At 66.4% G+C, this 18384-nt stretch carries 22 protein-coding genes; 17 read left to right on the top strand and 5 right to left on the bottom strand.

Going from position 1 to position 18384, the window contains the following annotated elements; translation table 11 throughout:
• Positions 1 to 131: 131 nt before the first annotated feature.
• Complete coding sequence (parE, locus tag V3B46_RS15110; protein ID WP_329892247.1) at positions 132 to 2021, bottom strand: DNA topoisomerase IV subunit B; 1890 nt, start codon at positions 2019 to 2021, stop codon at positions 132 to 134.
• A 172-nt stretch (positions 2022 to 2193) separates the two neighbouring features.
• Here parE and V3B46_RS15105 point away from each other — a divergent pair, with 172 nt between their 5' ends.
• The 10 genes from V3B46_RS15105 to truD all read left to right on the top strand — a co-directional run bounded on the left by V3B46_RS15105 (position 2194) and on the right by truD (position 10088).
• Entirely contained in the window at positions 2194 to 2427 is a 234-nt protein-coding gene (locus V3B46_RS15105; protein WP_262084421.1) for a hypothetical protein, read from the top strand.
• A gap of 401 nt (positions 2428 to 2828) precedes the next feature.
• Complete coding sequence (gene pyrG, locus V3B46_RS15100) at positions 2829 to 4493, top strand: CTP synthase (protein WP_032130113.1); 1665 nt, start codon at positions 2829 to 2831, stop codon at positions 4491 to 4493.
• 89 nt (positions 4494 to 4582) lie between these two features.
• Complete coding sequence (gene kdsA, locus V3B46_RS15095) at positions 4583 to 5413, top strand: 3-deoxy-8-phosphooctulonate synthase (RefSeq protein ID WP_014036736.1); 831 nt, start codon at positions 4583 to 4585, stop codon at positions 5411 to 5413.
• The gene (locus tag V3B46_RS15090) at positions 5410 to 5757 is read left to right on the top strand and encodes a hypothetical protein (RefSeq protein WP_329892246.1); all 348 of its coding nucleotides are present in this window, start codon (positions 5410 to 5412) and stop codon (positions 5755 to 5757) included. Before kdsA ends, V3B46_RS15090 begins: the two co-directional genes overlap by 4 nt.
• Positions 5757 to 6086, top strand: a complete 330-nt coding sequence (locus tag V3B46_RS15085; RefSeq protein WP_164080498.1) for a hypothetical protein — start codon at positions 5757 to 5759, stop codon at positions 6084 to 6086. The genes V3B46_RS15090 and V3B46_RS15085 overlap by 1 nt, the downstream gene beginning before the upstream one ends.
• A gap of 96 nt (positions 6087 to 6182) precedes the next feature.
• Positions 6183 to 7475 (top strand): phosphopyruvate hydratase, encoded by a 1293-nt coding sequence (eno, locus tag V3B46_RS15080; RefSeq protein WP_032130116.1) that lies wholly within the window; start codon positions 6183 to 6185, stop codon positions 7473 to 7475.
• Between the two features lie 4 nt (positions 7476 to 7479).
• Positions 7480 to 7833: a cell division protein FtsB gene (ftsB, locus tag V3B46_RS15075; protein WP_032130117.1), complete on the top strand. Its 354-nt coding sequence runs from the start codon at positions 7480 to 7482 to the stop codon at positions 7831 to 7833.
• Positions 7830 to 8528 carry a 2-C-methyl-D-erythritol 4-phosphate cytidylyltransferase gene (gene ispD, locus V3B46_RS15070; RefSeq protein ID WP_154263077.1) on the top strand — a complete coding sequence of 233 codons (699 nt, stop codon included), beginning with the start codon at positions 7830 to 7832 and terminating at the stop codon, positions 8526 to 8528. Before ftsB ends, ispD begins: the two co-directional genes overlap by 4 nt.
• 34 nt (positions 8529 to 8562) lie before the next feature.
• Positions 8563 to 9060: a 2-C-methyl-D-erythritol 2,4-cyclodiphosphate synthase gene (ispF, locus tag V3B46_RS15065; protein ID WP_005409005.1), complete on the top strand. Its 498-nt coding sequence runs from the start codon at positions 8563 to 8565 to the stop codon at positions 9058 to 9060.
• Entirely contained in the window at positions 9057 to 10088 is a 1032-nt protein-coding gene (truD, locus tag V3B46_RS15060; protein ID WP_329892245.1) for a tRNA pseudouridine(13) synthase TruD, read from the top strand. The genes ispF and truD overlap by 4 nt, the downstream gene beginning before the upstream one ends.
• Before the next feature lie 126 nt (positions 10089 to 10214).
• Here truD and V3B46_RS15055 read toward each other — a convergent pair whose 3' ends face one another.
• Positions 10215 to 10754, bottom strand: a complete 540-nt coding sequence (locus V3B46_RS15055) for a Smr/MutS family protein (RefSeq protein WP_154263079.1) — start codon at positions 10752 to 10754, stop codon at positions 10215 to 10217.
• 209 nt (positions 10755 to 10963) lie between these two features.
• Between V3B46_RS15055 and surE the strand changes: the two genes are divergently transcribed.
• Genes surE through V3B46_RS15035 form a run of 4 tightly spaced genes read left to right on the top strand, consistent with a single transcriptional unit; the run spans position 10964 to position 13832 of the window.
• A complete protein-coding gene (gene surE / locus V3B46_RS15050) occupies positions 10964 to 11743 on the top strand; it encodes a 5'/3'-nucleotidase SurE (RefSeq protein ID WP_010485979.1) in 780 nt (259 codons plus the stop codon).
• A complete protein-coding gene (locus V3B46_RS15045) occupies positions 11740 to 12417 on the top strand; it encodes a protein-L-isoaspartate(D-aspartate) O-methyltransferase (protein ID WP_010485977.1) in 678 nt (225 codons plus the stop codon). The genes surE and V3B46_RS15045 overlap by 4 nt, the downstream gene beginning before the upstream one ends.
• 18 nt (positions 12418 to 12435) lie before the next feature.
• Positions 12436 to 13050, top strand: coding sequence for a YqaA family protein (locus V3B46_RS15040; protein WP_154263080.1), 615 nt, complete (start codon positions 12436 to 12438; stop codon positions 13048 to 13050).
• Positions 13047 to 13832 (top strand): peptidoglycan DD-metalloendopeptidase family protein, encoded by a 786-nt coding sequence (locus V3B46_RS15035; RefSeq protein ID WP_032130122.1) that lies wholly within the window; start codon positions 13047 to 13049, stop codon positions 13830 to 13832. Before V3B46_RS15040 ends, V3B46_RS15035 begins: the two co-directional genes overlap by 4 nt.
• Before the next feature lie 230 nt (positions 13833 to 14062).
• Here V3B46_RS15035 and V3B46_RS15030 read toward each other — a convergent pair whose 3' ends face one another.
• Positions 14063 to 14437 carry an Mth938-like domain-containing protein gene (locus V3B46_RS15030; protein ID WP_012510659.1) on the bottom strand — a complete coding sequence of 125 codons (375 nt, stop codon included), beginning with the start codon at positions 14435 to 14437 and terminating at the stop codon, positions 14063 to 14065.
• 13 nt (positions 14438 to 14450) lie between these two features.
• Positions 14451 to 14756, bottom strand: a complete 306-nt coding sequence (yhbY, locus tag V3B46_RS15025) for a ribosome assembly RNA-binding protein YhbY (protein ID WP_154263081.1) — start codon at positions 14754 to 14756, stop codon at positions 14451 to 14453.
• Positions 14757 to 14821: 65 nt separating this feature from the next.
• On the opposite strand from yhbY, the gene rlmE reads away from it, so the two are divergent.
• The 3 genes from rlmE (at position 14822) to V3B46_RS15010 (ending at position 17746) form a co-directional block, all read left to right on the top strand.
• The gene (gene rlmE, locus V3B46_RS15020; protein ID WP_005409014.1) at positions 14822 to 15454 is read left to right on the top strand and encodes a 23S rRNA (uridine(2552)-2'-O)-methyltransferase RlmE; all 633 of its coding nucleotides are present in this window, start codon (positions 14822 to 14824) and stop codon (positions 15452 to 15454) included.
• 69 nt (positions 15455 to 15523) lie between these two features.
• Positions 15524 to 17458, top strand: a complete 1935-nt coding sequence (ftsH, locus tag V3B46_RS15015; protein ID WP_164171323.1) for an ATP-dependent zinc metalloprotease FtsH — start codon at positions 15524 to 15526, stop codon at positions 17456 to 17458.
• A 102-nt stretch (positions 17459 to 17560) separates the two neighbouring features.
• Positions 17561 to 17746 (top strand): hypothetical protein, encoded by a 186-nt coding sequence (locus V3B46_RS15010; protein ID WP_021202558.1) that lies wholly within the window; start codon positions 17561 to 17563, stop codon positions 17744 to 17746.
• A gap of 539 nt (positions 17747 to 18285) precedes the next feature.
• On the opposite strand, the gene V3B46_RS15005 is transcribed toward V3B46_RS15010, so the two are convergent.
• Positions 18286 to 18384, bottom strand: a 99-nt coding sequence (locus V3B46_RS15005; RefSeq protein ID WP_197616391.1) for an IS3 family transposase, incomplete at its 5' end; no start/stop codon positions are given.

The following is an 18384-nucleotide window of genomic DNA, read 5'->3' as shown; positions in this document are numbered from 1 at the left end:
CGGGCGGGCGGCGGGCGGGCATAGCGGCGTCAACCCCGGGGGGGGGGGGGGCCCCCCCCCCCGCCCGCCACTACCGGGCGTTGGGGCCAGAGCCGTTTCCCTGCAGGAAACGGATCCGGCCCCGCGTCGGGTCAGACTTCCAGCGAAGCCAGGTCGCCCTTGCTCTCCAGCCAGCCCTTGCGGTCGGAGGCGCGCTTCTTGGCCAGCAGCATGTCCATCAGCGAACGGGTCTGCTCGCCATCGTCCACGGTCAGCTGCACCAGGCGGCGCGTATCCGGATGGATGGTGGATTCACGCAGCTGCGGCGGATTCATCTCGCCCAGGCCCTTGAAGCGGGTCACGTTGATTGCGCCCTTGATCTTCTCGCGCTCGATCTTGTCCAGCATCGTGCGTTTCTCTTCCTCGTCCAGGGCATAGAACACCTGCTTGCCCACATCGATGCGGAACAGCGGTGGCATCGCCACGAACACGTGGCCGGCGTCGACCAGCGCCGGGAAGTGCTTGAGGAACAGGGCGGTGAGCAGGGTGGCGATGTGCAGGCCGTCCGAGTCCGCGTCGGCCAGGATGATGACCTTGCCGTAGCGCAGGCCGCTGATGTCGTCCTTGCCGGGATCGCAACCGATGGCGATGGCCAGGTTGTGCACTTCTTCCGAGGCCAGCACGCTGTTGGACGAGACTTCCCAGGTGTTCAGGATCTTGCCGCGCAACGGCATGATGGCCTGGAAATCCTTGTCGCGTGCCTGCTTGGCGCTGCCACCTGCCGAATCACCTTCCACCAGGAACAGCTCGGTGCGCGACAGGTCCTGGCTGATGCAGTCGGCCAGCTTGCCAGGCAGGGCCGGGCCCTGGGTCACCTTCTTGCGGACGACCAGCTTTTCGGTCTTCAGGCGCGCGCTGGCGCGCTCGATGGCGATCTGCGCGATTTTCTCGCCCAGCTCCACGTTCTGGTTCAGCAGCAGGCTGAACGCATCATGGGCGGCGCCTTCGATGAAGCCGGCCGCCTGGCGCGAGGACAGGCGTTCCTTGGTCTGGCCGCTGAACTGCGGGTCGGTCATCTTCAGCGACAGCACGAACGACACCCGGTCCCACACGTCTTCCGGGGCCAGCTTGACGCCACGCGGCAGCAGGTTGCGGAAGTCGCAGAACTCGCGCAGCGCCTCGGTCAGGCCGGTGCGCAGGCCGTTGACGTGGGTGCCGTGCTGGGCAGTGGGGATCAGGTTGACGTAGCTTTCCTGCACCAGCTCGCCTTCCGGCAGCCAGGCCACGGCCCAGTCCACGATCTCGGTGTCTTTCTTCAAGTTGCCGACGAACAGCTCGGCCGGCAGCATCTCGCGCTCGCCCAGTTCGAGCTTCAGGTAATCGCGCAAGCCGTCTTCGTAGTACCAGGTATCCACTTCACCGGTGGCTTCGTCGGTCAGCTTCACGGTCAGGCCCGGGCACAGCACGGCCTTGGCGCGCAGCAGGTGCTTCAACGCGCGCACCGCGAACTTCGGCGTATCGAAGTACTTCGGGTCGGGCCAGAAGCGCACGCGGGTACCGGTGTTCTTCTTGCCGACGCTGCCGACCACTTCCAGCGGCGTGGCGCGGTCGCCATTGCGGAAGGTGATGCGATGTTCGGCGCCTTCGCGCTTGATGTGCACTTCCACCAGGGTCGACAGCGCGTTGACCACGCTGACGCCGACGCCGTGCAGGCCGCCGGAGAAGGTGTAGTTGTTGTTGCTGAACTTGCCGCCGGCATGCAGGCGGGTGAGGATCAGCTCGACGCCCGGGATCTTCTCTTCCGGATGGATGTCCACCGGCATGCCGCGGCCGTCATCGCTGACCTCCACGCTGCCGTCCTTGTACAGGGTGATCTCGATCGAGCGGGCGTGGCCGGCGAGGGCCTCGTCCACCGAGTTGTCGATCACTTCCTGCGCCAGGTGGTTCGGGCGCGCGGTGTCGGTATACATGCCGGGACGGCGCTTGACCGGGTCAAGGCCGGACAGGACTTCAATATCGGCGGCGTTATAGCGGGCGTTCATCTATCTTCTAAAGCGCGGAGCGACGCGCAAGTGTGCGGTCTGGACGGGGAATTTGCACGCCTGCGGTTCAGCCTCGGCGCCGGGGAGGGGGTAAAATGGCAGCCGCTGGAATCTGAACGCCGGCGACCCCCGTTGGGTTGAAACGTCCAAGCCATACCGCGAGGAGGACTCCATGAAGAAGTTGCTGACCATTGCAATCCTGGCCGCTGCCGCCGTTGCAGTGCCGCTGGTGATGGCGCAGAACGCCGGCCAGCCCGCCCCGGAGCAGGGTAGCCAGGCCGACAAGGCGCAGGCCGAGGCCGATGCCAAGGCCAAGCGTCGTGCCCAGGCCAATGCCGAGATGAAGGCGCAGGGCCAGCCGGCCCCGCAGAAGGAAGAAGAGGAAGAGGCGCGGAAGAAGCGCTGATCCCCGCAACCTGCCAGGCGCCCTTGCCACAAGGGTTGCGCACCGGAACGCCCCGCCCAGCGGGGCGTTTTTTGTTGGATCGGCCACACAAGCCCCTTGGGTTGGCGGCCATCAATCTGTAAACTATGGCTTTCCGGGAGTAAGTGCGTGTCCACCATTTGCGAATGGGCTGGAGCGGCCAAGCGTGGCTTCCAGCATGGCGGGTCGCAGGTGACGGTCGATTTGACCGGCACGGTCGCCCCGACCTCGCACGGTGGTCCCCGTCCGGCGCCTGCCGTCGCACGGATCCGCACCTCCCTCGCTGCCACAGCGAACCGGAAAACCCCCTCTGAGCACCATGCCTGCCCTCCGGGCGCGCGTGGTGCTGCCGTTTTCCATTTCCAGAAAGGATGCTTGCAGCCATGACTCCCTTGATTTTCGTAACCGGCGGCGTGGTGTCCTCGCTCGGCAAAGGCATTGCCGCCGCGTCGCTGGCCGCCATTCTCGAAGCCCGTGGCCTGAAGGTCACGATGATGAAGCTCGACCCGTACATCAACGTCGACCCGGGCACCATGAGCCCGTTCCAGCACGGTGAGGTGTATGTCACCGACGACGGCGCCGAGACCGACCTCGACCTGGGCCACTACGAGCGCTTCGTGCGCACCCGCCTGAGCCGCAAGAACTCGGTCACCACCGGCCGCATCTACGAGAACGTGATCCGCAAGGAACGCCGCGGCGACTATCTGGGCGCGACCGTGCAGGTCATCCCGCACATCACCGACGAGATCCGTCGCTGCATCGATGAAGCCACCGAAGGCTACGACGTGGCCCTGGTCGAGATCGGCGGCACCGTGGGTGACATCGAATCGCTGCCGTTCCTGGAAGCGATCCGCCAGGTGCGCACCGAGCGCGGCCCGGAAAAGGCGCTGTTCATGCACCTCACCCTGGTGCCGTACATCGGCGCCGCCGGTGAGCTGAAGACCAAGCCGACCCAGCATTCGGTGAAGGAACTGCGCTCGATCGGCATCCAGCCGGACGTGCTGCTGTGCCGTTCGGAACAGGCTGTGCCGGATTCGGAGCGCCGCAAGATCGCCCAGTTCACCAACGTTTCCGAGCGCGCGGTGATCAGCGTGCCGGACGTGGACGTGCTGTACCGCATTCCGTCGGGCCTGCATGCGCAGGGCCTGGATGAGATCGTGGTCAACCAGCTGAAGCTGGCCGACAAGGTCGGTCCGGTCGACCTGTCGATGTGGGAAGACGCGGTCGACGCGACCCTGCATCCGCTGGACGAAGTGACCATCGCCGTGGTTGGCAAGTACGTCGATCACCAGGATGCCTACAAGTCGGTCGGCGAAGCGCTCAAGCACGGCGGCCTGCGCCAGCGCACCAAGGTCAACCTGAAGTGGCTGGAAGCACAGGACCTGGAAGGCACCGACATGGCCGCACTGGCCGATGTCGACGGCATCCTGGTGCCGGGCGGCTTCGGTGACCGTGGTTTCGAAGGCAAGGTGCTGACTTCGAAGTTCGCCCGCGAGCAGCACGTGCCGTACTTCGGCATCTGCTACGGCATGCAGGCGGCGGTGGTGGACTACGCCCGCAACGTGGTGGGCCTGGAAGGTGCCAACAGCACCGAGAACGACCGCCAGTCGCCGAACCCGGTGATCGGCCTGATCACCGAATGGCGCACGGCAACCGGCGACGTCGAAAAGCGTGATGACAAGAGCGACCTCGGTGGCACCATGCGCCTGGGCCTGCAGGAACAGCGCCTGAAGCCGGGCACGCTGGCCCGTGAGCTGTACGGCAAGGACGTGGTTGCCGAGCGACACCGCCACCGCTACGAGTTCAACAACCGCTACCGCACCCAGCTGGAAGATGCGGGCCTGGTGATCGCCGGCAAGTCGATGGACGACACCCTGGTGGAAGTGGTGGAGCTGCCGCGCGATGCGCACCCGTGGTTCCTGGCCTGCCAGGCGCACCCGGAATTCCTGTCCACGCCGCGTGACGGCCACCCGCTGTTCATCGGTTTCATTCGTGCCGCACGCGAGCGCAAGGCTGGCGGCAAGCTGCTGCAGGAAGCCCGCGCCTGACTTGTGATGGGGGCCGCCGGCCCCCATCTTGCACGCTTCAACCCCCAGCGCACCGGCCCGGCCGGTGCCGCGGACAACAAGGAAACGCCATGAAACTGTGTGGATTCGAGGTCGGGCTGGACCAGCCCCTGTTCCTGATCGCCGGCCCCTGCGTGATCGAGTCGATGCAGCTGCAGCTCGATACCGCCGGCAAGCTGAAGGAAGTCACCGACAAGCTCGGCGTCAACTTCATCTTCAAGTCCAGCTTCGACAAGGCCAACCGCACCTCCGGCACCGCGTTCCGCGGCCCGGGCATGGAAGAGGGCCTGAAGGTCCTGGCCGAGGTCAAGAAGCAGATCGGCGTGCCGGTGCTGACCGACGTCCACGAATACACCCCGATGGACGAAGTGGCTTCGGTCGTGGACGTGCTGCAGACCCCGGCGTTCCTGGTCCGCCAGACCGACTTCATCCGCAAGGTGTGCTCGGCCGGCAAGCCGGTCAACATCAAGAAGGGCCAGTTCCTGGCGCCGTGGGACATGAAGCCGGTCGTGGAGAAGGCCAAGGCCACCGGCAACGAGCAGATCATGGTCTGCGAACGTGGTGCCAGCTTCGGCTACAACAACCTGGTCAGCGACATGCGTTCGCTGGCGGTGATGCGCGATACCGGTTGCCCGGTGGTGTTCGACGCCACCCATTCGGTGCAGCTGCCGGGTGGGCAGGGCACCAGTTCCGGTGGCCAGCGTGAGCACGTGCCGGTGCTGGCCCGCGCCGCCGTGGCGGTGGGCATCTCCGGCCTGTTCGCCGAGACCCATCCGGACCCGTCCAAGGCGCTGTCCGATGGCCCCAATGCATGGCCGCTGGACCAGATGGAAGCACTGCTCGAGACCCTGATGGAACTCGATGCGGTGACCAAGAAGCACGGCTTCTCGCGCTTCGCGTGAGTCGTGACCCGTGGCTGGCGCTGGAAACCCAGCGTCACCGCCGGCACTGGAAACGGTGGCCCTGGGGCCTGATCGCACTGGGCCTGGCCGTGCTGTTTACCGTGGGCATGTTCGGGCTGGTACTGATCGGCGCTGCGTCGGTGCGGCCACCCGGTGATGGCAGCAGTGCGCTCCATCTGCGGGCGTACTTCATTGGGCTGCTGGTCGTGGAGCTGCTCGGTGCCGTGGGCTGCGTCGCTGCCGCTGTACTTGCGTGGCGGCTGAACCGCGGCAAGGTGGCCGCTGGCCTGGCGATCATCCTGCTTTCGCTGTGGCTTGGCGCCCTGTTCTACGGATTGCTTTGATGAATACGAGCACGTCAGCGCGCGGCTGGCCCTGGGGCCTGATCGCCCTGGGGCTGTCCGTGTTGACCTGGATCGCCCTGGTGGTGGGCGTGCTTGCCTTCACGTCCGGTTTCCGGCCGCCGGGGGACGGAAACAACGGCGTGCAGGCCACGCAGTGGTGGCTGCTGGGCGCGCTGGTCACGATGGTGCTGTCCTTCTTGGGCAGTCCGGTGGCGATGGTGCTGGCCTGGCGACGGCGGCGTGGCCCCATCCTGGCAGCGATTGCCGGTGCATTGCTGGTGATGCTGGTGTCGATGATCCTGATCGTGATCGGGTCCAGTTGGGGCTGAGGCCGCCCACGCCATTTGGCAAGTGGCGGGCAGCCGGGGATAATCACGCGGCATTCGTTTTGTCGCCCCCTCTCCATACAGGTAACCGGCCCGACCATGAGTACGATCCGCAGCATCCACGCCCGTGAAATCCTCGACAGCCGTGGCAACCCCACGCTGGAAGCCGAAGTCATCCTGGAGGACGGTTCGTTCGGTCGTGCCGCGGTTCCCTCCGGCGCCTCGACCGGCACCAAGGAAGCGGTCGAGCTGCGTGATGGCGACAAGACCCGTTACCTGGGCAAGGGCGTGCGCAAGGCTGTCGACAACGTCAACACCACCATCGCCAATGCGCTGAAGGGCTTCGAAGCCACCGACCAGGCCGGCCTCGACCGTCGCCTGATCGACCTCGACGGCACCGAGAACAAAGGCCGCCTGGGCGCCAACGCGCTGCTGGGTGTTTCGATGGCCGCCGCGCACGCCGCCGCCGCATCGAACAAGCAGGCGCTGTGGCAGTACCTGGCGGCCAAGACCGGCGTGACCCCCTCGCTGCCGGTGCCGATGATGAACATCATCAACGGCGGCGCGCACGCCGACAACAACGTCGACTTCCAGGAGTTCATGGTGCTGCCGGTCGGCTTCACCTCGTTCTCTGAAGCGCTGCGCGCTGGCACCGAAATCTTCCATTCGCTGAAGTCGGTGCTGAAGGGTCACGGCCTGAGCACGGCGGTCGGCGACGAAGGCGGCTTCGCACCGGACTTCCGCAGCAACGTCGAAGCGCTGGACACCATCCTCGAAGCGATCGGCAAGGCTGGCTACACCGCCGGTGAAGACGTGCTGCTGGGTCTGGACGTGGCCTCCAGCGAATTCTTCGAAAACGGCAAGTACAACCTGGTCGGCGAGAACAAGCGCCTGACCTCCGAGCAGTTCGTCGACTTCCTCGCCGACTGGGCCGCGCAGTACCCGATCATCACGATTGAAGATGGCCTGGCCGAGAACGACTGGGCCGGCTGGAAGCTGCTGACCGACCGCATCGGCAAGAAGGTCCAGCTGGTCGGCGACGACCTGTTCGTGACCAACCCGAAGATCTTCCAGGAAGGCATCGACTCGGGCACCGCCAACGCGATCCTGATCAAGGTCAACCAGATCGGCACGCTCAGCGAAACCCTGGAAGCGATCGCGATGGCCGACCGCGCCGGCTATGCCGCCGTCGTCTCGCACCGTTCGGGTGAAACCGAAGACACCACCATTGCCGATATCTCGGTGGCCACCACCGCCACCCAGATCAAGACCGGCTCGCTGTGCCGCAGCGATCGCGTGGCCAAGTACAACCAGCTGCTGCGCATCGAGGAAGCCCTCGGCGCCGGCGCGCGTTACGCCGGTCGTGACGCGTTCGTTTCGCTGAAGCGCTGAGCCGATGCGCGACTGGCGCTGGATGCTGCTGGTGCTGGCCCTGCTGCTGGGCTGGCTGCAGTACCGCTTCTGGTTCGGTCCGGGCAATTCGGGTGAAGTGATGATGCTCGAAGCCCAGGTCGCCAACCAGGAGCGGGACAATGAGGGTCTGCAGCAGCGCAACGACGCGCTCGCTGCCGAAGTGAAGGACCTCAAGGAAGGCCAGTCCGCCATCGAGGAACGCGCGCGCAGCGAGCTGGGCATGATCAAGCCTGGCGAGAAGTTCTACCGCGTGGTCGAGGATGCGCCGGTCCACCCGGCGCAGCCTGCTGCCGGCGTCACTGCCCAGGCCGGCGAACACCCGGCAGACGTGCCATGAGCGCGGCGATCTGGGTCGTTGTTCCGGCCGCCGGCCGTGGCACCCGCTTCGGTGCACCGCTGCCCAAGCAGTACCTGCAGGCGGGCGGGCAGATACTGCTCGCCCACACGTTGGACGCGCTGCTGGCGCACCCCGCCGTGGCCGGAGCGATGGTGGTGATCGGCCAGGACGACGCCGACTGGCCGGGCTGGAATGATTGGTCGGGCAAGCCGGTGCTGACCTGCATCGGCGGCGCGACCCGTGCCGCCTCGGTGCTGGCCGGGTTGCAGGCGTTGCCGGACACCGTGCGTGCCGATGAATTCGTGCTGGTCCACGATGCTGCACGGCCGAACCTGTCGCTGGCCGATCTCGGTCGCCTGCTTGAAGTCGGTCGTGCCGACCCGGTCGGGGCGATCCTGGCTGCGCCGGTGCGCGACACCCTCAAGCGCGCCGGCGACGACGGCGGCATCGATGGCACCGAGCCACGCGAGCGCCTGTGGCGCGCACTGACGCCGCAGCTGTTCCGCCGCCACCAGCTCAGCCGCGCGCTCTCTGACGCTGCGGCCGCCGGTGTTGAAGTCACCGACGAGGCCATGGCCATGGAGCGCCAGGGCCAGCGCCCGCTGCTGGTGGAAGGCAGCGAGGACAACTTCAAGGTCACCACCCCGGCCGATCTGGACCGGTTCGAATTCGTACTTTCCCGCCGCGCCGGCTGACCGTCCGCGCGGCCCTGTAGCAAGGGTTGCATCCATGAGCACCGCACCGTTCCCGCCCGTCCGCATCGGCCAGGGCTACGACGTCCATGCCTTCGGTGAAGGCGACCACATCATGCTTGGCGGCGTGAACGTGCCGCACAGCTGCGGCGTGCTCGCGCACAGCGATGGCGACGTGATCCTGCACGCGCTGTGCGATGCAATGCTCGGCGCGCTGGCGCTGGGTGACATCGGCCAGCATTTCCCGCCCAGTGACGACCGCTGGAAGGGCGCCGACAGCAGTGATTTCGTTCGCCATTGCGACAGCCTTTTGCGCGAGCGTGGCTGGCGCGTCGGCAACACCGACATCACCGTGATCTGCGAGCGTCCGAAGGTCGGCCCACATGCGCTGGCGATGCGTGAGCGCATCGGTGGGTTGCTGCAGTTGCCGCTGGATGCGGTCAGTGTGAAGGCCACCACGTCTGAGAAGCTGGGCTTCACCGGCCGTGGCGAAGGCATTGCCGCACAGGCGGTGGTATTGCTGGTGGCGGCATGATCCCGCTGCCGTTGGCGTTTGGTGCACCGTTGCTGACGGCGCGCATCCGCACCACGCCGGACGATTTCCAGGTTGACGAACTGCCGGCCTTTGAGGCGACCGGTGAAGGCGAACACCTGCTGCTGCACATCCGCAAGCGCGGTGCCAACACCGTGCATGTGGCCAAGCTGCTGGCCAAGTGGGCGGGCCTGCCGGAAATGGCGGTGAGCTACGCCGGGATGAAAGACCGCCACGCGGTCACCACCCAGCGTTTCAGCGTGCACCTGCCCAAGCGCATCGCGCCGGACCTGGCCGAGCTGGCCAGTGACGAGATCGAAGTGCTCGAAGCCACCTGGCACAACCGCAAGCTGCAGCGCGGTGCACTGGCCGGCAACCGCTTCAAGTTGGTACTGCGCGAGGTGCAGGGTGATGCCACGGCGATCAGCGAGCGCCTGCAGCAGATTGCCGAGCGAGGCCTGCCGAACTGGTTCGGCGAACAGCGCTTTGGCCGTGACGGCGGCAACGTGCCGGCGGCACTGGCGATGTTCGGTGGCCGCCGCATGCGCAAGGACCAGCGTTCGCTGCTGCTCTCTGCAGCCCGTTCGGCGCTGTTCAACCGCGTGCTGGCCGCGCGCGTGGAGCAGGGCAACTGGGATCAGCCGCTCGATGGCGAAGTGTGGATGCTCGATGGCAGCCGCAGCGTGTTCGGTCCCGAGCCGTACACCGATGTGCTGGCCGAGCGCCTGGCGCGTTTCGACATCCACCCCAGTGCGCCGCTGTGGGGCGAGGGCGAACTGCGCAGCACCGGCGCGGCACGTGAGCTGGAGCTGGCCGCACTGGACGACGACGAGTCAAAGGCGCTGCGGGCCGGCCTGGAAGACGCGCGCCTGAAGCAGGAGCGCCGCGCATTGCGCCTGCGCCCGGCGCTGCTGCAGCACCAGTGGCTGGCCGACGACGTGCTTGAACTATCGTTCGCGCTGCCGCCGGGCTGCTACGCCACTGCCGTGCTGCACGAACTCGGCCCCGTCGAAGATGCCTCGCAGGCCTGAGCAGGCGGGCGGGGGGAGAGTCGACTGTTAGTCGACTATCGCGCGCAGCGCGGGATTTCGGAGTGCTGCTGCAAAGAGCAGTCGACTAACAGTCGACTTCTACCGGGCCGGTTGCTGCCGGATTCGTCAACGCCGCGCCAGCAGCACCAACACCGCGCCGGTGCCGCCTTGTCCCGTCGGCGCCGAATGGAACGCCAGTACGTCGTTGCGCAGCCGCAGCAGGCGATCGACCAGGTTCTTCAGCACCGGCGCACCGCCATCGGACTGCAGGCCCTTGCCGTGGATGATGCGCACGCAGCCATACTCGTGTGCATGCGCTTCCAGCAGGAACTGGCGCAGCAGCGCCTCCGCCTGCGACGCAGTGGCGCCGTGCAGGTCCAGCTCGTCCTGCACCGAGTACTGGCCACGCTTGAGGCGCTGGAACAGGCGTGGTGGCAGGTTGTCGCGGCGATAGCTAGCCACGTCGCCGGCTTCCAGCGGCGTGCTGTCGCGCAGCAGCCGGGCGAATTCGCCGGCGGCTTCGGCTTCGTCACGTTCGGCCATGCGCGCGCGCGGCTTCGGCCGGGGCGCGGCAGGCGCCGGCTCGGCATCCTTGCGCAGCGGCGTCACTTCGCCGATGGCCGCACGGAACAGTGCGGCCGGATCTTCGTCTTCAGGGTGCGACATGCGCACAGGGTAAACCGCCGGCGCAGCTCTGCCTATGACGGTTCGATGTCGGTCATGACCGCCGACAGGGTAGGACCGGGGGCTCGCATGCGGCACAATAGACGATGCCCTTGCAGGGTCGACGGCTTCCGCAGGGGAGTACGACGGTCCCGCCCACACTGCACGGTGACGGAATCGAATTCTTGGAAAATCAAGCGGTTAAATCGAAGATGCGAATCCTGGTCAGTAACGACGATGGCGTCGACGCCGCAGGCATCCGGATGCTTGCTTCGGTGTTGCGCGAGGCCGGACACGAAGTCACGGTGGTCGCGCCCGACCGCGATCGCTCCGGCGCCAGCAATTCGCTGACCCTGGACCTGCCGATCCGCCTCAAGCGCATCGACCATTACACCGTCTCGGTGGCCGGCACTCCGACCGACTGCGTGCACCTGGCGCTGACCGGGCTGCTCGAGTTCGAACCGGACATTGTCGTGTCCGGCATCAACAATGCCGCCAACCTCGGCGATGACGTGATCTACTCCGGCACCGTCTCGGCGGCGATGGAAGGTCGCTTCCTCGGCCTGCCGGCGGTGGCGGTCTCGCTGGTTACCCGCAACCACGATCCGAAACACTTCGAGACCGCCGCGCGCGCTGCGGTGGAGATCGTTGCCCGGCTCAAGGCCGATCCGTTGCCGGCTGACACCATCCTCAACGTCAACGTGCCTGATCTGCCGTGGAGCGAGGTCAAGGGCTTCGAGGTCACCCGCCTCGGCAACCGCCACCGCGCCGAAGGCTGCATCGCGCAGAAGGACCCGCGCGGCAACGAGGTGTACTGGATCGGCCCGGCCGGCCGTGAGCAGGACTCCGGCCCCGGTACCGACTTCCATGCGGTGCGCACCGGGCATATCTCGATCACCCCGATCCAGGTCGACCTGACCCGCTACCAGGCACTGGAGAAAGTGGCCAGCTGGGTCGGCGGCCTCAGTGCCGCGCTGGACCAGCCGGCATGAGTCCACGCCTGCGCCTGCAACCGGAAGCCGTCGGAATCGGCATGACCTCGCAGCGCGTGCGTGACCGCCTGGTCGACCGCCTGCGCGAAGCCGGCATCGTCGACGAGCCGACCTTGAACGCGATCCGGGTGGTGCCGCGCCATCTGTTCATCGACGAGGCACTGGCCTCGCGTGCGTATGAAGACACCGCGCTGCCAATCGGCCACGGCCAGACCATCTCGCAGCCCTGGGTGGTCGCGCGGATGACCGAGGCGGTGCTCCAAGTCGCGCCGAAGCGGGTGCTGGAAGTCGGCACCGGTTCTGGTTACCAGGCCGCCATCCTCGGTGCGCTGGGCCTGGAGGTGTACACCGTGGAGCGCATCGGTGATCTGCTGCGCCAGGCCCGCAAGCGCTTCCGTGCGCTGGGCATGAACATCCGCACCAAGCATGACGACGGCCGCGTCGGCTGGGCCGAGCATGGTCCGTTCGATGCCATCGTGGTCACTGCGGCGGCGCCGGCACTGGTCGACGCCCTGATCGAGCAACTGGCCGAGGGCGGCCGCCTGGTGGCGCCGGTCGGTGGCCCCGGGGCGCAGTCGCTGGTACAGCTGGACCGCAAGGCCGACGGCAGCATCGAACAACACGTGCTGGCGCCGGTCACGTTCGTGCCGCTGCTGTCTGGCATGCTCGACTAATCCACGGAGCAGGGTTGCATGAAGATTTTCGGGCCGCTGTACGAGCGGGCGATGAAGTGGGCGGCGCACGAACGCGCGCCGACCTACCTGACGGTGTTGAGCTTCTTCGAGGCGATCATCTTCCCGGTGATGCCGGAGGTGATGCTGGCGCCGATGTGCGTGGCCCAGCCCAGGCGCGGTTGGTGGTTCGCCACCCTCAGCTTGGCCGGCTCGATGGTCGGCGCACTGGTTGGCTACGCGCTGGGTCACTACGCCTTCGAGGCGATCAAGCCGCTGTTTGAAGCGCTGGGCATGCTGCCGGCCATCGAGCAGGGCATCACCACCGTGCAGGCGAAGATGGCCGAGTCGCCGTGGGCAGTGTTCACCTTCCTGGTGCTGGGCGGATTCATGCCCATCCCGATGAAGGTCTTCACGTGGGCATCGGGTATCGTCGGTGTACCGATGCCGCAGTACCTGTTGAGCATGCTGATCGGTCGTGGCAAGCGCGTGTTCGTGCTGGCTGCGGTCATCCGTATCGGTGGTGCGCGTGCTGAAGCGGCACTGCGTCGCTGGATTGAACCGCTGGGCTGGATTGCCACCGCGCTGGTGGTGGTGCTGATCGCCTGGCTTGTATGGAGGTCGAAGTTCGCATGAGTCCTGATCGTCTGAGCAAGGGAGTGCGCATCGGCGCGCTGGCGTTGCTGGTTTCCACCCTGGCCGCCTGCGGCACCGCCACCGTGGTTCGTCCTGGTGGTGGCAGCACCGGTGGTGGTGTGACCACGCCGAAGACCTCGGTACCCAAGCCTGGGCAGACCGTGGTGGTGCGCAAGGGCGACACCATCTATGCGCTGGCCCGCATCCATGACATCACCCCCGCCGACCTGATTGCCTGGAACAGCCTGGACAACCCCTCGACGATCTATCCGGGGCAGGTGATCCGGCTGTATCCGGCCGGTGCCAGCGGCGGCCGCGCGCCCACCACGGTGGTCACCCCGCCGCGTTCCGGTGGCAGCAGTGGCGGCAGCACCACGCCGGCCCCGGCACCGGTCGGTCCGGTGAAGAGCAACATCGCCTGGCGCTGGCCGGCTGATGGCGCCATCGTTGGCCGTTACGTGGCTGGTGATGCGACCAAGCAGGGCGTTGACATCGCCGGCACCAGCGGCCAGGCGGTCAAGGCCACCGCCAATGGCGTGGTGGTGTATTCCGGCGCCGGCCTGGTCGGCTACGGTGAGCTGATCATCATCAAGCACAGCGACCAGTGGCTGTCGGCCTATGGCCACAACCGCAAGCGGCTGGTGAATGAAGGGCAGAGCGTGAAGGCCGGTGAGCAGATCGCCGAAATGGGCCGTACCGGTGCGAACCGCGACATGGTCCACTTCGAGATTCGCTACAACGGCAAGCCGGTCGACCCGCAGCAGTACCTGCCGGCGCGCTGATCGTCAGATGCGATTGCGCCGGGCCATGCCCGGCGTCTTTCCGCCGCGAAGCGGCGCCGCCCGAGCATCGGCTCGGGCGCTACAGGGGCCTGGAGCGCGTTGCATGTGTAGAGCCGAGCCTGCGCTCGGCTGCCTTTCTCCGCCATGCGGCGCCGCCCAAGCACGGGCTCGGGCGCTACAGGCTGCGTGAGATCCTAAGGGGGCGCCGGACCATGCCCGGCAGCGCCGCCTCAGCCTTCCAGAATGAAAGCGGCGGCGACCTTGCGGCCTTCGCCGGCCAGGATGTTGAAGGTGCGCGCGGCGGCCGGATTGTTCATCACTTCCAGGCCGATGCCGCGTGACAGGCAGGCGGCCATCACCACTGCCGGCGGGAACACCTGGCGGTCACCGGTGCCGAGCACGATCAGCGCCGGGTTCAGCGCCAGGATCGGCTCCAGGTCAGCCAGCTGCAGCGCGGTGGCGCTCACTACCGGCCATTGCGTGACCAGCTGGTCCGGGGTCAGGAAGAAACTGCTGCCCAGCACCTGGTCATTCACCTTGGCCGAGCGGCCATCGGCGGCGCGCAGGCTGTAGGCGTAATCGGGCGGTTCGTGGTTCAGCTGCATGGCAGTAAGGCGATCAGCCGCGCGGCAGCACGATCTGGCGCTGTTCCTTGCTCGGGCGGTACAGCACGGCGACGTGGCCGATGCGCTGCACCAGCGCGCTCTCGGTGGCTTCGACGATCTCGCCGATCATCACGTCACGGGTGTCGCGGTCTTCGGCAGCGACCTTCACCTTGACCAGCTCGTGGCGCTCCAGCACTTCGTTCAGCTCAGCGATGAAGGCCGGGGTCACGCCCTTGCCGCCGGTCTGCAGCAGGGCCTTCAGATCGTGGGCTTGGCCGCGCAGGAAACGGGTCTGGGAAGCGGTCAGGGCGATGGACATGCAGGAAAACACGGTTGAATGGGGCGATCAGGGTATCATGAGGACCCCATCAGCCCCTATTTTCAATGGCTACCCGCAGCAAAAGCAGCCAGCGCTGGCTCAAGGAACACTTCTCCGACCCCTTCGTGAAGAAGGCCCAGGCCGAAGGCATGCGCTCGCGCGCCGCCTACAAGCTCGAAGAGCTGCTGGAACGTGACCGGTTGCTGAAGCCGCACATGGTGGTGGTCGACCTCGGCGCGGCCCCGGGAGGCTGGTCTCAGCAGGTTCGGAGACAGATCGGCGATACCGGCCGCGTGCTGGCACTGGATATCCTGGACATGCCGCCGCTTGCCGGCGTGGAGTTCCTTCATGGTGACTTCAGGGAAGAAGCCGTTCTATCGCAGTTTGAAGCCATGCTGGGGGATCAGCCGGTAGACCTTGTGCTGTCGGACATGGCCCCCAATAAGAGTGGTGTAGGCGCGGTCGACCAGCCGCGGATGATGCACCTGGCGGAGCTGGCCCTGGATTTTGCCGACAACCACCTGAAGACCGGTGGGGCATTCCTGATCAAGCTGTTCCAGGGCGAGGGCTTTGACGACTACGTGCGCGACATGCGCCGTCGGTACGACAAGGTCTCCATCCGCAAGCCGGAAGCCTCGCGCAAGCGCTCTCCCGAGGTGTATGCCTTGGGTCAGGGAAAACGCGCCCACATGAAGTAAGCTCGCAACGTACGCAAGTTCGACCCCAACGCAACGCCAGCACTGAGAGGAACACCGGAGCCAATGAGGATGAACGACTTGACCAAGAACCTCCTGCTATGGGTGGTCGTCGCCGTCGTGCTGATGGTGGTCTTCCAGAGCTTCTCGCCGAAGTCCTCCGGGGCTGGGGCGCAGGGCGCGTCGTATTCGCAGTTCCTGGACCAGGTGGACAGCGGCAACGTGCAGAAGGTCGCCTTTGGCGGCGACATGCGCGGCGGCACCAGCCAGCTGACCTACACCACCCGCGGTGGGCAATCGTCCACCATCACCGCACCGTTCGATCGTGACCTGATCAACGTGCTGCGTACCAAGAACGTGGAGATCGTGCAGGAGGAGCCGTCCAGCGGCATTTCCCTCGGCGCGATCCTGATGAATTTCCTGCCGGTCATCCTGATCATCGGCTTCTGGTTGTTCATCATGCGCCAGATGCAGGGCGGTGGCGGCGGTGCCAAGGGCGCGATGTCCTTCGGCAAGTCGCGCGCCAAGCTGCAGGGCGAAGACCAGATCAAGGTCACCTTCGCCGACGTCGCTGGCTGCGACGAGGCCAAGGAAGAAGTGGGCGAGCTGGTCGACTTCCTGCGCGACCCGTCCAAGTTCACCAAGCTGGGCGGCAAGATTCCGCGCGGCGTGCTGATGGTGGGCCCGCCGGGTACCGGCAAGACGCTGCTGGCCAAGGCCATCGCCGGCGAGGCCAAGGTGCCGTTCTTCTCGATCTCCGGTTCGGACTTCGTGGAAATGTTCGTCGGCGTCGGCGCCAGCCGCGTTCGTGACATGTTCGAGCAGGCCAAGAAGCACGCCCCCTGCATCATCTTCATCGACGAAATCGACGCCGTCGGTCGTCACCGTGGCGCCGGCCTGGGCGGCGGTCATGACGAGCGCGAGCAGACCCTGAACCAGCTGCTGGTCGAGATGGACGGTTTTGAAGGTGGCGAAGGCGTGATCGTGATCGCTGCGACCAACCGTCCGGACGTGCTGGATCCGGCGCTGCTGCGACCGGGCCGTTTCGACCGCCAGGTCGTGGTCGGCCTGCCGGACGTGAAGGGCCGCGAGCACATCCTGAAGGTGCACATGCGCAAGCTGCCGTTGGCCGACGACGTCGAGCCGATGGTGATCGCGCGCGGTACCCCGGGCTTCTCCGGTGCGGATCTGGCCAACCTCTGCAACGAGGCCGCCCTGTTCGCCGCGCGTGGCAACGAGAAGGAAGTCCGGATGGACCACTTCGACCGTGCCCGCGACAAGATCCTGATGGGCGCCGAGCGCCGCTCGATGGCCATGAGCGAGGACGAGAAGACCCTGACCGCTTACCACGAAGCCGGCCACGCCATCGTCGGCCGCCTGGTGCCTGAGCATGACCCGGTCTACAAGGTCACCATCATTCCGCGCGGCCGTGCGCTGGGCGTGACCATGTACCTGCCGGAGGGCGACAAGTACTCGATGAACCGCGTGGCGATCCAGTCGCAGCTGTGCTCGCTGTACGGTGGCCGCGTCGCTGAAGAGCTGATCTTCGGCGAGGACAAGGTCACCACCGGTGCCTCCAACGATATCGAGCGTGCCACCAAGATGGCCCGCAACATGGTCACCAAGTGGGGCCTGTCCGAGCAGCTCGGCCCGATCGCCTATGGCGAAGAGGACGACGAAGTGTTCCTGGGCCGCTCGGTCACCCAGCACAAGAGTGTGTCCAACGACACGGCGCGCCGCATCGACGAGGAGGTACGCAACATCCTCGACAAGGCCTACGCCCGCACCACGCAGCTGCTGACCGACAACATCGACAAGCTGCATGCGATGTCGCAGCTGCTGCTGCAGTACGAGACCATCGACGCGCCGCAGATCGACGCCATCATGGAAGGCCGCGATCCGCCGCCGCCCGCCGGCTGGAACAAGTCGAACAAGGACGGTGGCAACGACAAGGGCGGCGACGCCCGTCCGCTGCCACCGATCGCAGGCCCGGCCGAGTCGCACTGACGGATCGCTGCACGTGACACCAGACGAGGCCGGGGCGACCCGGCCTCGTCGTTTCCTGGCCACTGGCCCACCCCGAAGAACTGATCTGACGCTGGAGTCCGCATGTCCGCCCCGAAGCCCGAACCGATTTCCCACACCGCCGAAATGGTCATCGCCACCGTGGTCGGCGTGGGTGTGGGCCTGGGGGCCGACAACCTGCTGCTGGGTTGCGTGGTGGGTATCGGTGTCGGCATCGTGCTGAGCATCGCCAGGACCCTGTACGTGGACCGCAAGCGCCGCCGCCGGTAAGGGGGGGCGGCAGGGCTGCGCCCTGCACCTGCGGTAGTGCCGGCCGCTGGCCGGCAACCTCAACAGCAACAGCAGAAGCGGGCATTCCTTGGGGGGCGGGGCGGTGTGGGTGGGCAGGACATGCCGTAAACCCCCAGACCGGCCCAGCCGCTGGCGGCTGGGCGTTCGGGCGCTTGCGAAGCAGTGCTTCGCAAGCAAAGCGCCCTCACCCATGGGGGCTCGATGGCGCCATCCATGGCGCCAACGGTGCTGCCCACCCACACCGCCCCACCTCTGACAGGTTCACGCGGCTGTGGGTAACGGCGACTGTTGGAACGCGCGGTTGTTGGTAGGTGTCGACCTTGGTCGACACATCTGTCAGATATCGAATTCCAGATTGGGGTCAGAGCCCGTTGCGCAGCAACGGGATCCGACCCCGTGCTCCGACAGATCGCAAAAATCTGTCGAAGGCGGGGGTGAGTCCGGTTGCGGGAGTGTCCGCGGCATGGATGCCGCGGCCAAGCCCCCATGGTGAAGTGACCCCCGAGACTTGGACGGGGTCACGCGGCCGATTGGGCCTGCTCCCGGTACTTTACCGGGCTCAGACCTTTCAGTTTCAGTTTGATGCGTTCTTCGTTGTAGTACTGGATGTATTCCAC

The organism is Stenotrophomonas sp. SMYL11, from assembly GCF_036320005.1.
Classification (GTDB): Bacteria; Pseudomonadota; Gammaproteobacteria; order Xanthomonadales; family Xanthomonadaceae; genus Stenotrophomonas; species Stenotrophomonas maltophilia_A.
The sequence above is the reverse complement of the archived record's forward strand: the minus strand, read 5'-3'. Positions and strand labels throughout refer to the sequence as shown.

Excerpts from the sequence above, each read along its gene's own strand:
- surE (WP_010485979.1), top strand. The coding sequence starts at position 10,964 with ATGCGAATCCTGGTCAGTAACGACGATGGCGTCGACGCCGCAGGCATC.
- eno (WP_032130116.1), top strand. The coding sequence starts at position 6,183 with ATGAGTACGATCCGCAGCATCCACGCCCGTGAAATCCTCGACAGCCGT.
- ispD (WP_154263077.1), top strand. The coding sequence starts at position 7,830 with ATGAGCGCGGCGATCTGGGTCGTTGTTCCGGCCGCCGGCCGTGGCACC.
- kdsA (WP_014036736.1), top strand. The coding sequence starts at position 4,583 with ATGAAACTGTGTGGATTCGAGGTCGGGCTGGACCAGCCCCTGTTCCTG.
- pyrG (WP_032130113.1), top strand. The coding sequence starts at position 2,829 with ATGACTCCCTTGATTTTCGTAACCGGCGGCGTGGTGTCCTCGCTCGGC.
- ftsB (WP_032130117.1), top strand. The coding sequence starts at position 7,480 with ATGCGCGACTGGCGCTGGATGCTGCTGGTGCTGGCCCTGCTGCTGGGC.
- V3B46_RS15035 (WP_032130122.1), top strand. The coding sequence starts at position 13,047 with ATGAGTCCTGATCGTCTGAGCAAGGGAGTGCGCATCGGCGCGCTGGCG.
- ftsH (WP_164171323.1), top strand. The coding sequence starts at position 15,524 with ATGAACGACTTGACCAAGAACCTCCTGCTATGGGTGGTCGTCGCCGTC.
- V3B46_RS15085 (WP_164080498.1), top strand. The coding sequence starts at position 5,757 with ATGAATACGAGCACGTCAGCGCGCGGCTGGCCCTGGGGCCTGATCGCC.
- ispF (WP_005409005.1), top strand. The coding sequence starts at position 8,563 with ATGAGCACCGCACCGTTCCCGCCCGTCCGCATCGGCCAGGGCTACGAC.
- V3B46_RS15040 (WP_154263080.1), top strand. The coding sequence starts at position 12,436 with ATGAAGATTTTCGGGCCGCTGTACGAGCGGGCGATGAAGTGGGCGGCG.
- parE (WP_329892247.1), bottom strand. The coding sequence starts at position 2,021 with ATGAACGCCCGCTATAACGCCGCCGATATTGAAGTCCTGTCCGGCCTT.
- yhbY (WP_154263081.1), bottom strand. The coding sequence starts at position 14,756 with ATGTCCATCGCCCTGACCGCTTCCCAGACCCGTTTCCTGCGCGGCCAA.
- truD (WP_329892245.1), top strand. The coding sequence starts at position 9,057 with ATGATCCCGCTGCCGTTGGCGTTTGGTGCACCGTTGCTGACGGCGCGC.
- V3B46_RS15010 (WP_021202558.1), top strand. The coding sequence starts at position 17,561 with ATGTCCGCCCCGAAGCCCGAACCGATTTCCCACACCGCCGAAATGGTC.
- V3B46_RS15055 (WP_154263079.1), bottom strand. The coding sequence starts at position 10,754 with ATGTCGCACCCTGAAGACGAAGATCCGGCCGCACTGTTCCGTGCGGCC.
- rlmE (WP_005409014.1), top strand. The coding sequence starts at position 14,822 with ATGGCTACCCGCAGCAAAAGCAGCCAGCGCTGGCTCAAGGAACACTTC.
- V3B46_RS15105 (WP_262084421.1), top strand. The coding sequence starts at position 2,194 with ATGAAGAAGTTGCTGACCATTGCAATCCTGGCCGCTGCCGCCGTTGCA.
- V3B46_RS15045 (WP_010485977.1), top strand. The coding sequence starts at position 11,740 with ATGAGTCCACGCCTGCGCCTGCAACCGGAAGCCGTCGGAATCGGCATG.
- V3B46_RS15030 (WP_012510659.1), bottom strand. The coding sequence starts at position 14,437 with ATGCAGCTGAACCACGAACCGCCCGATTACGCCTACAGCCTGCGCGCC.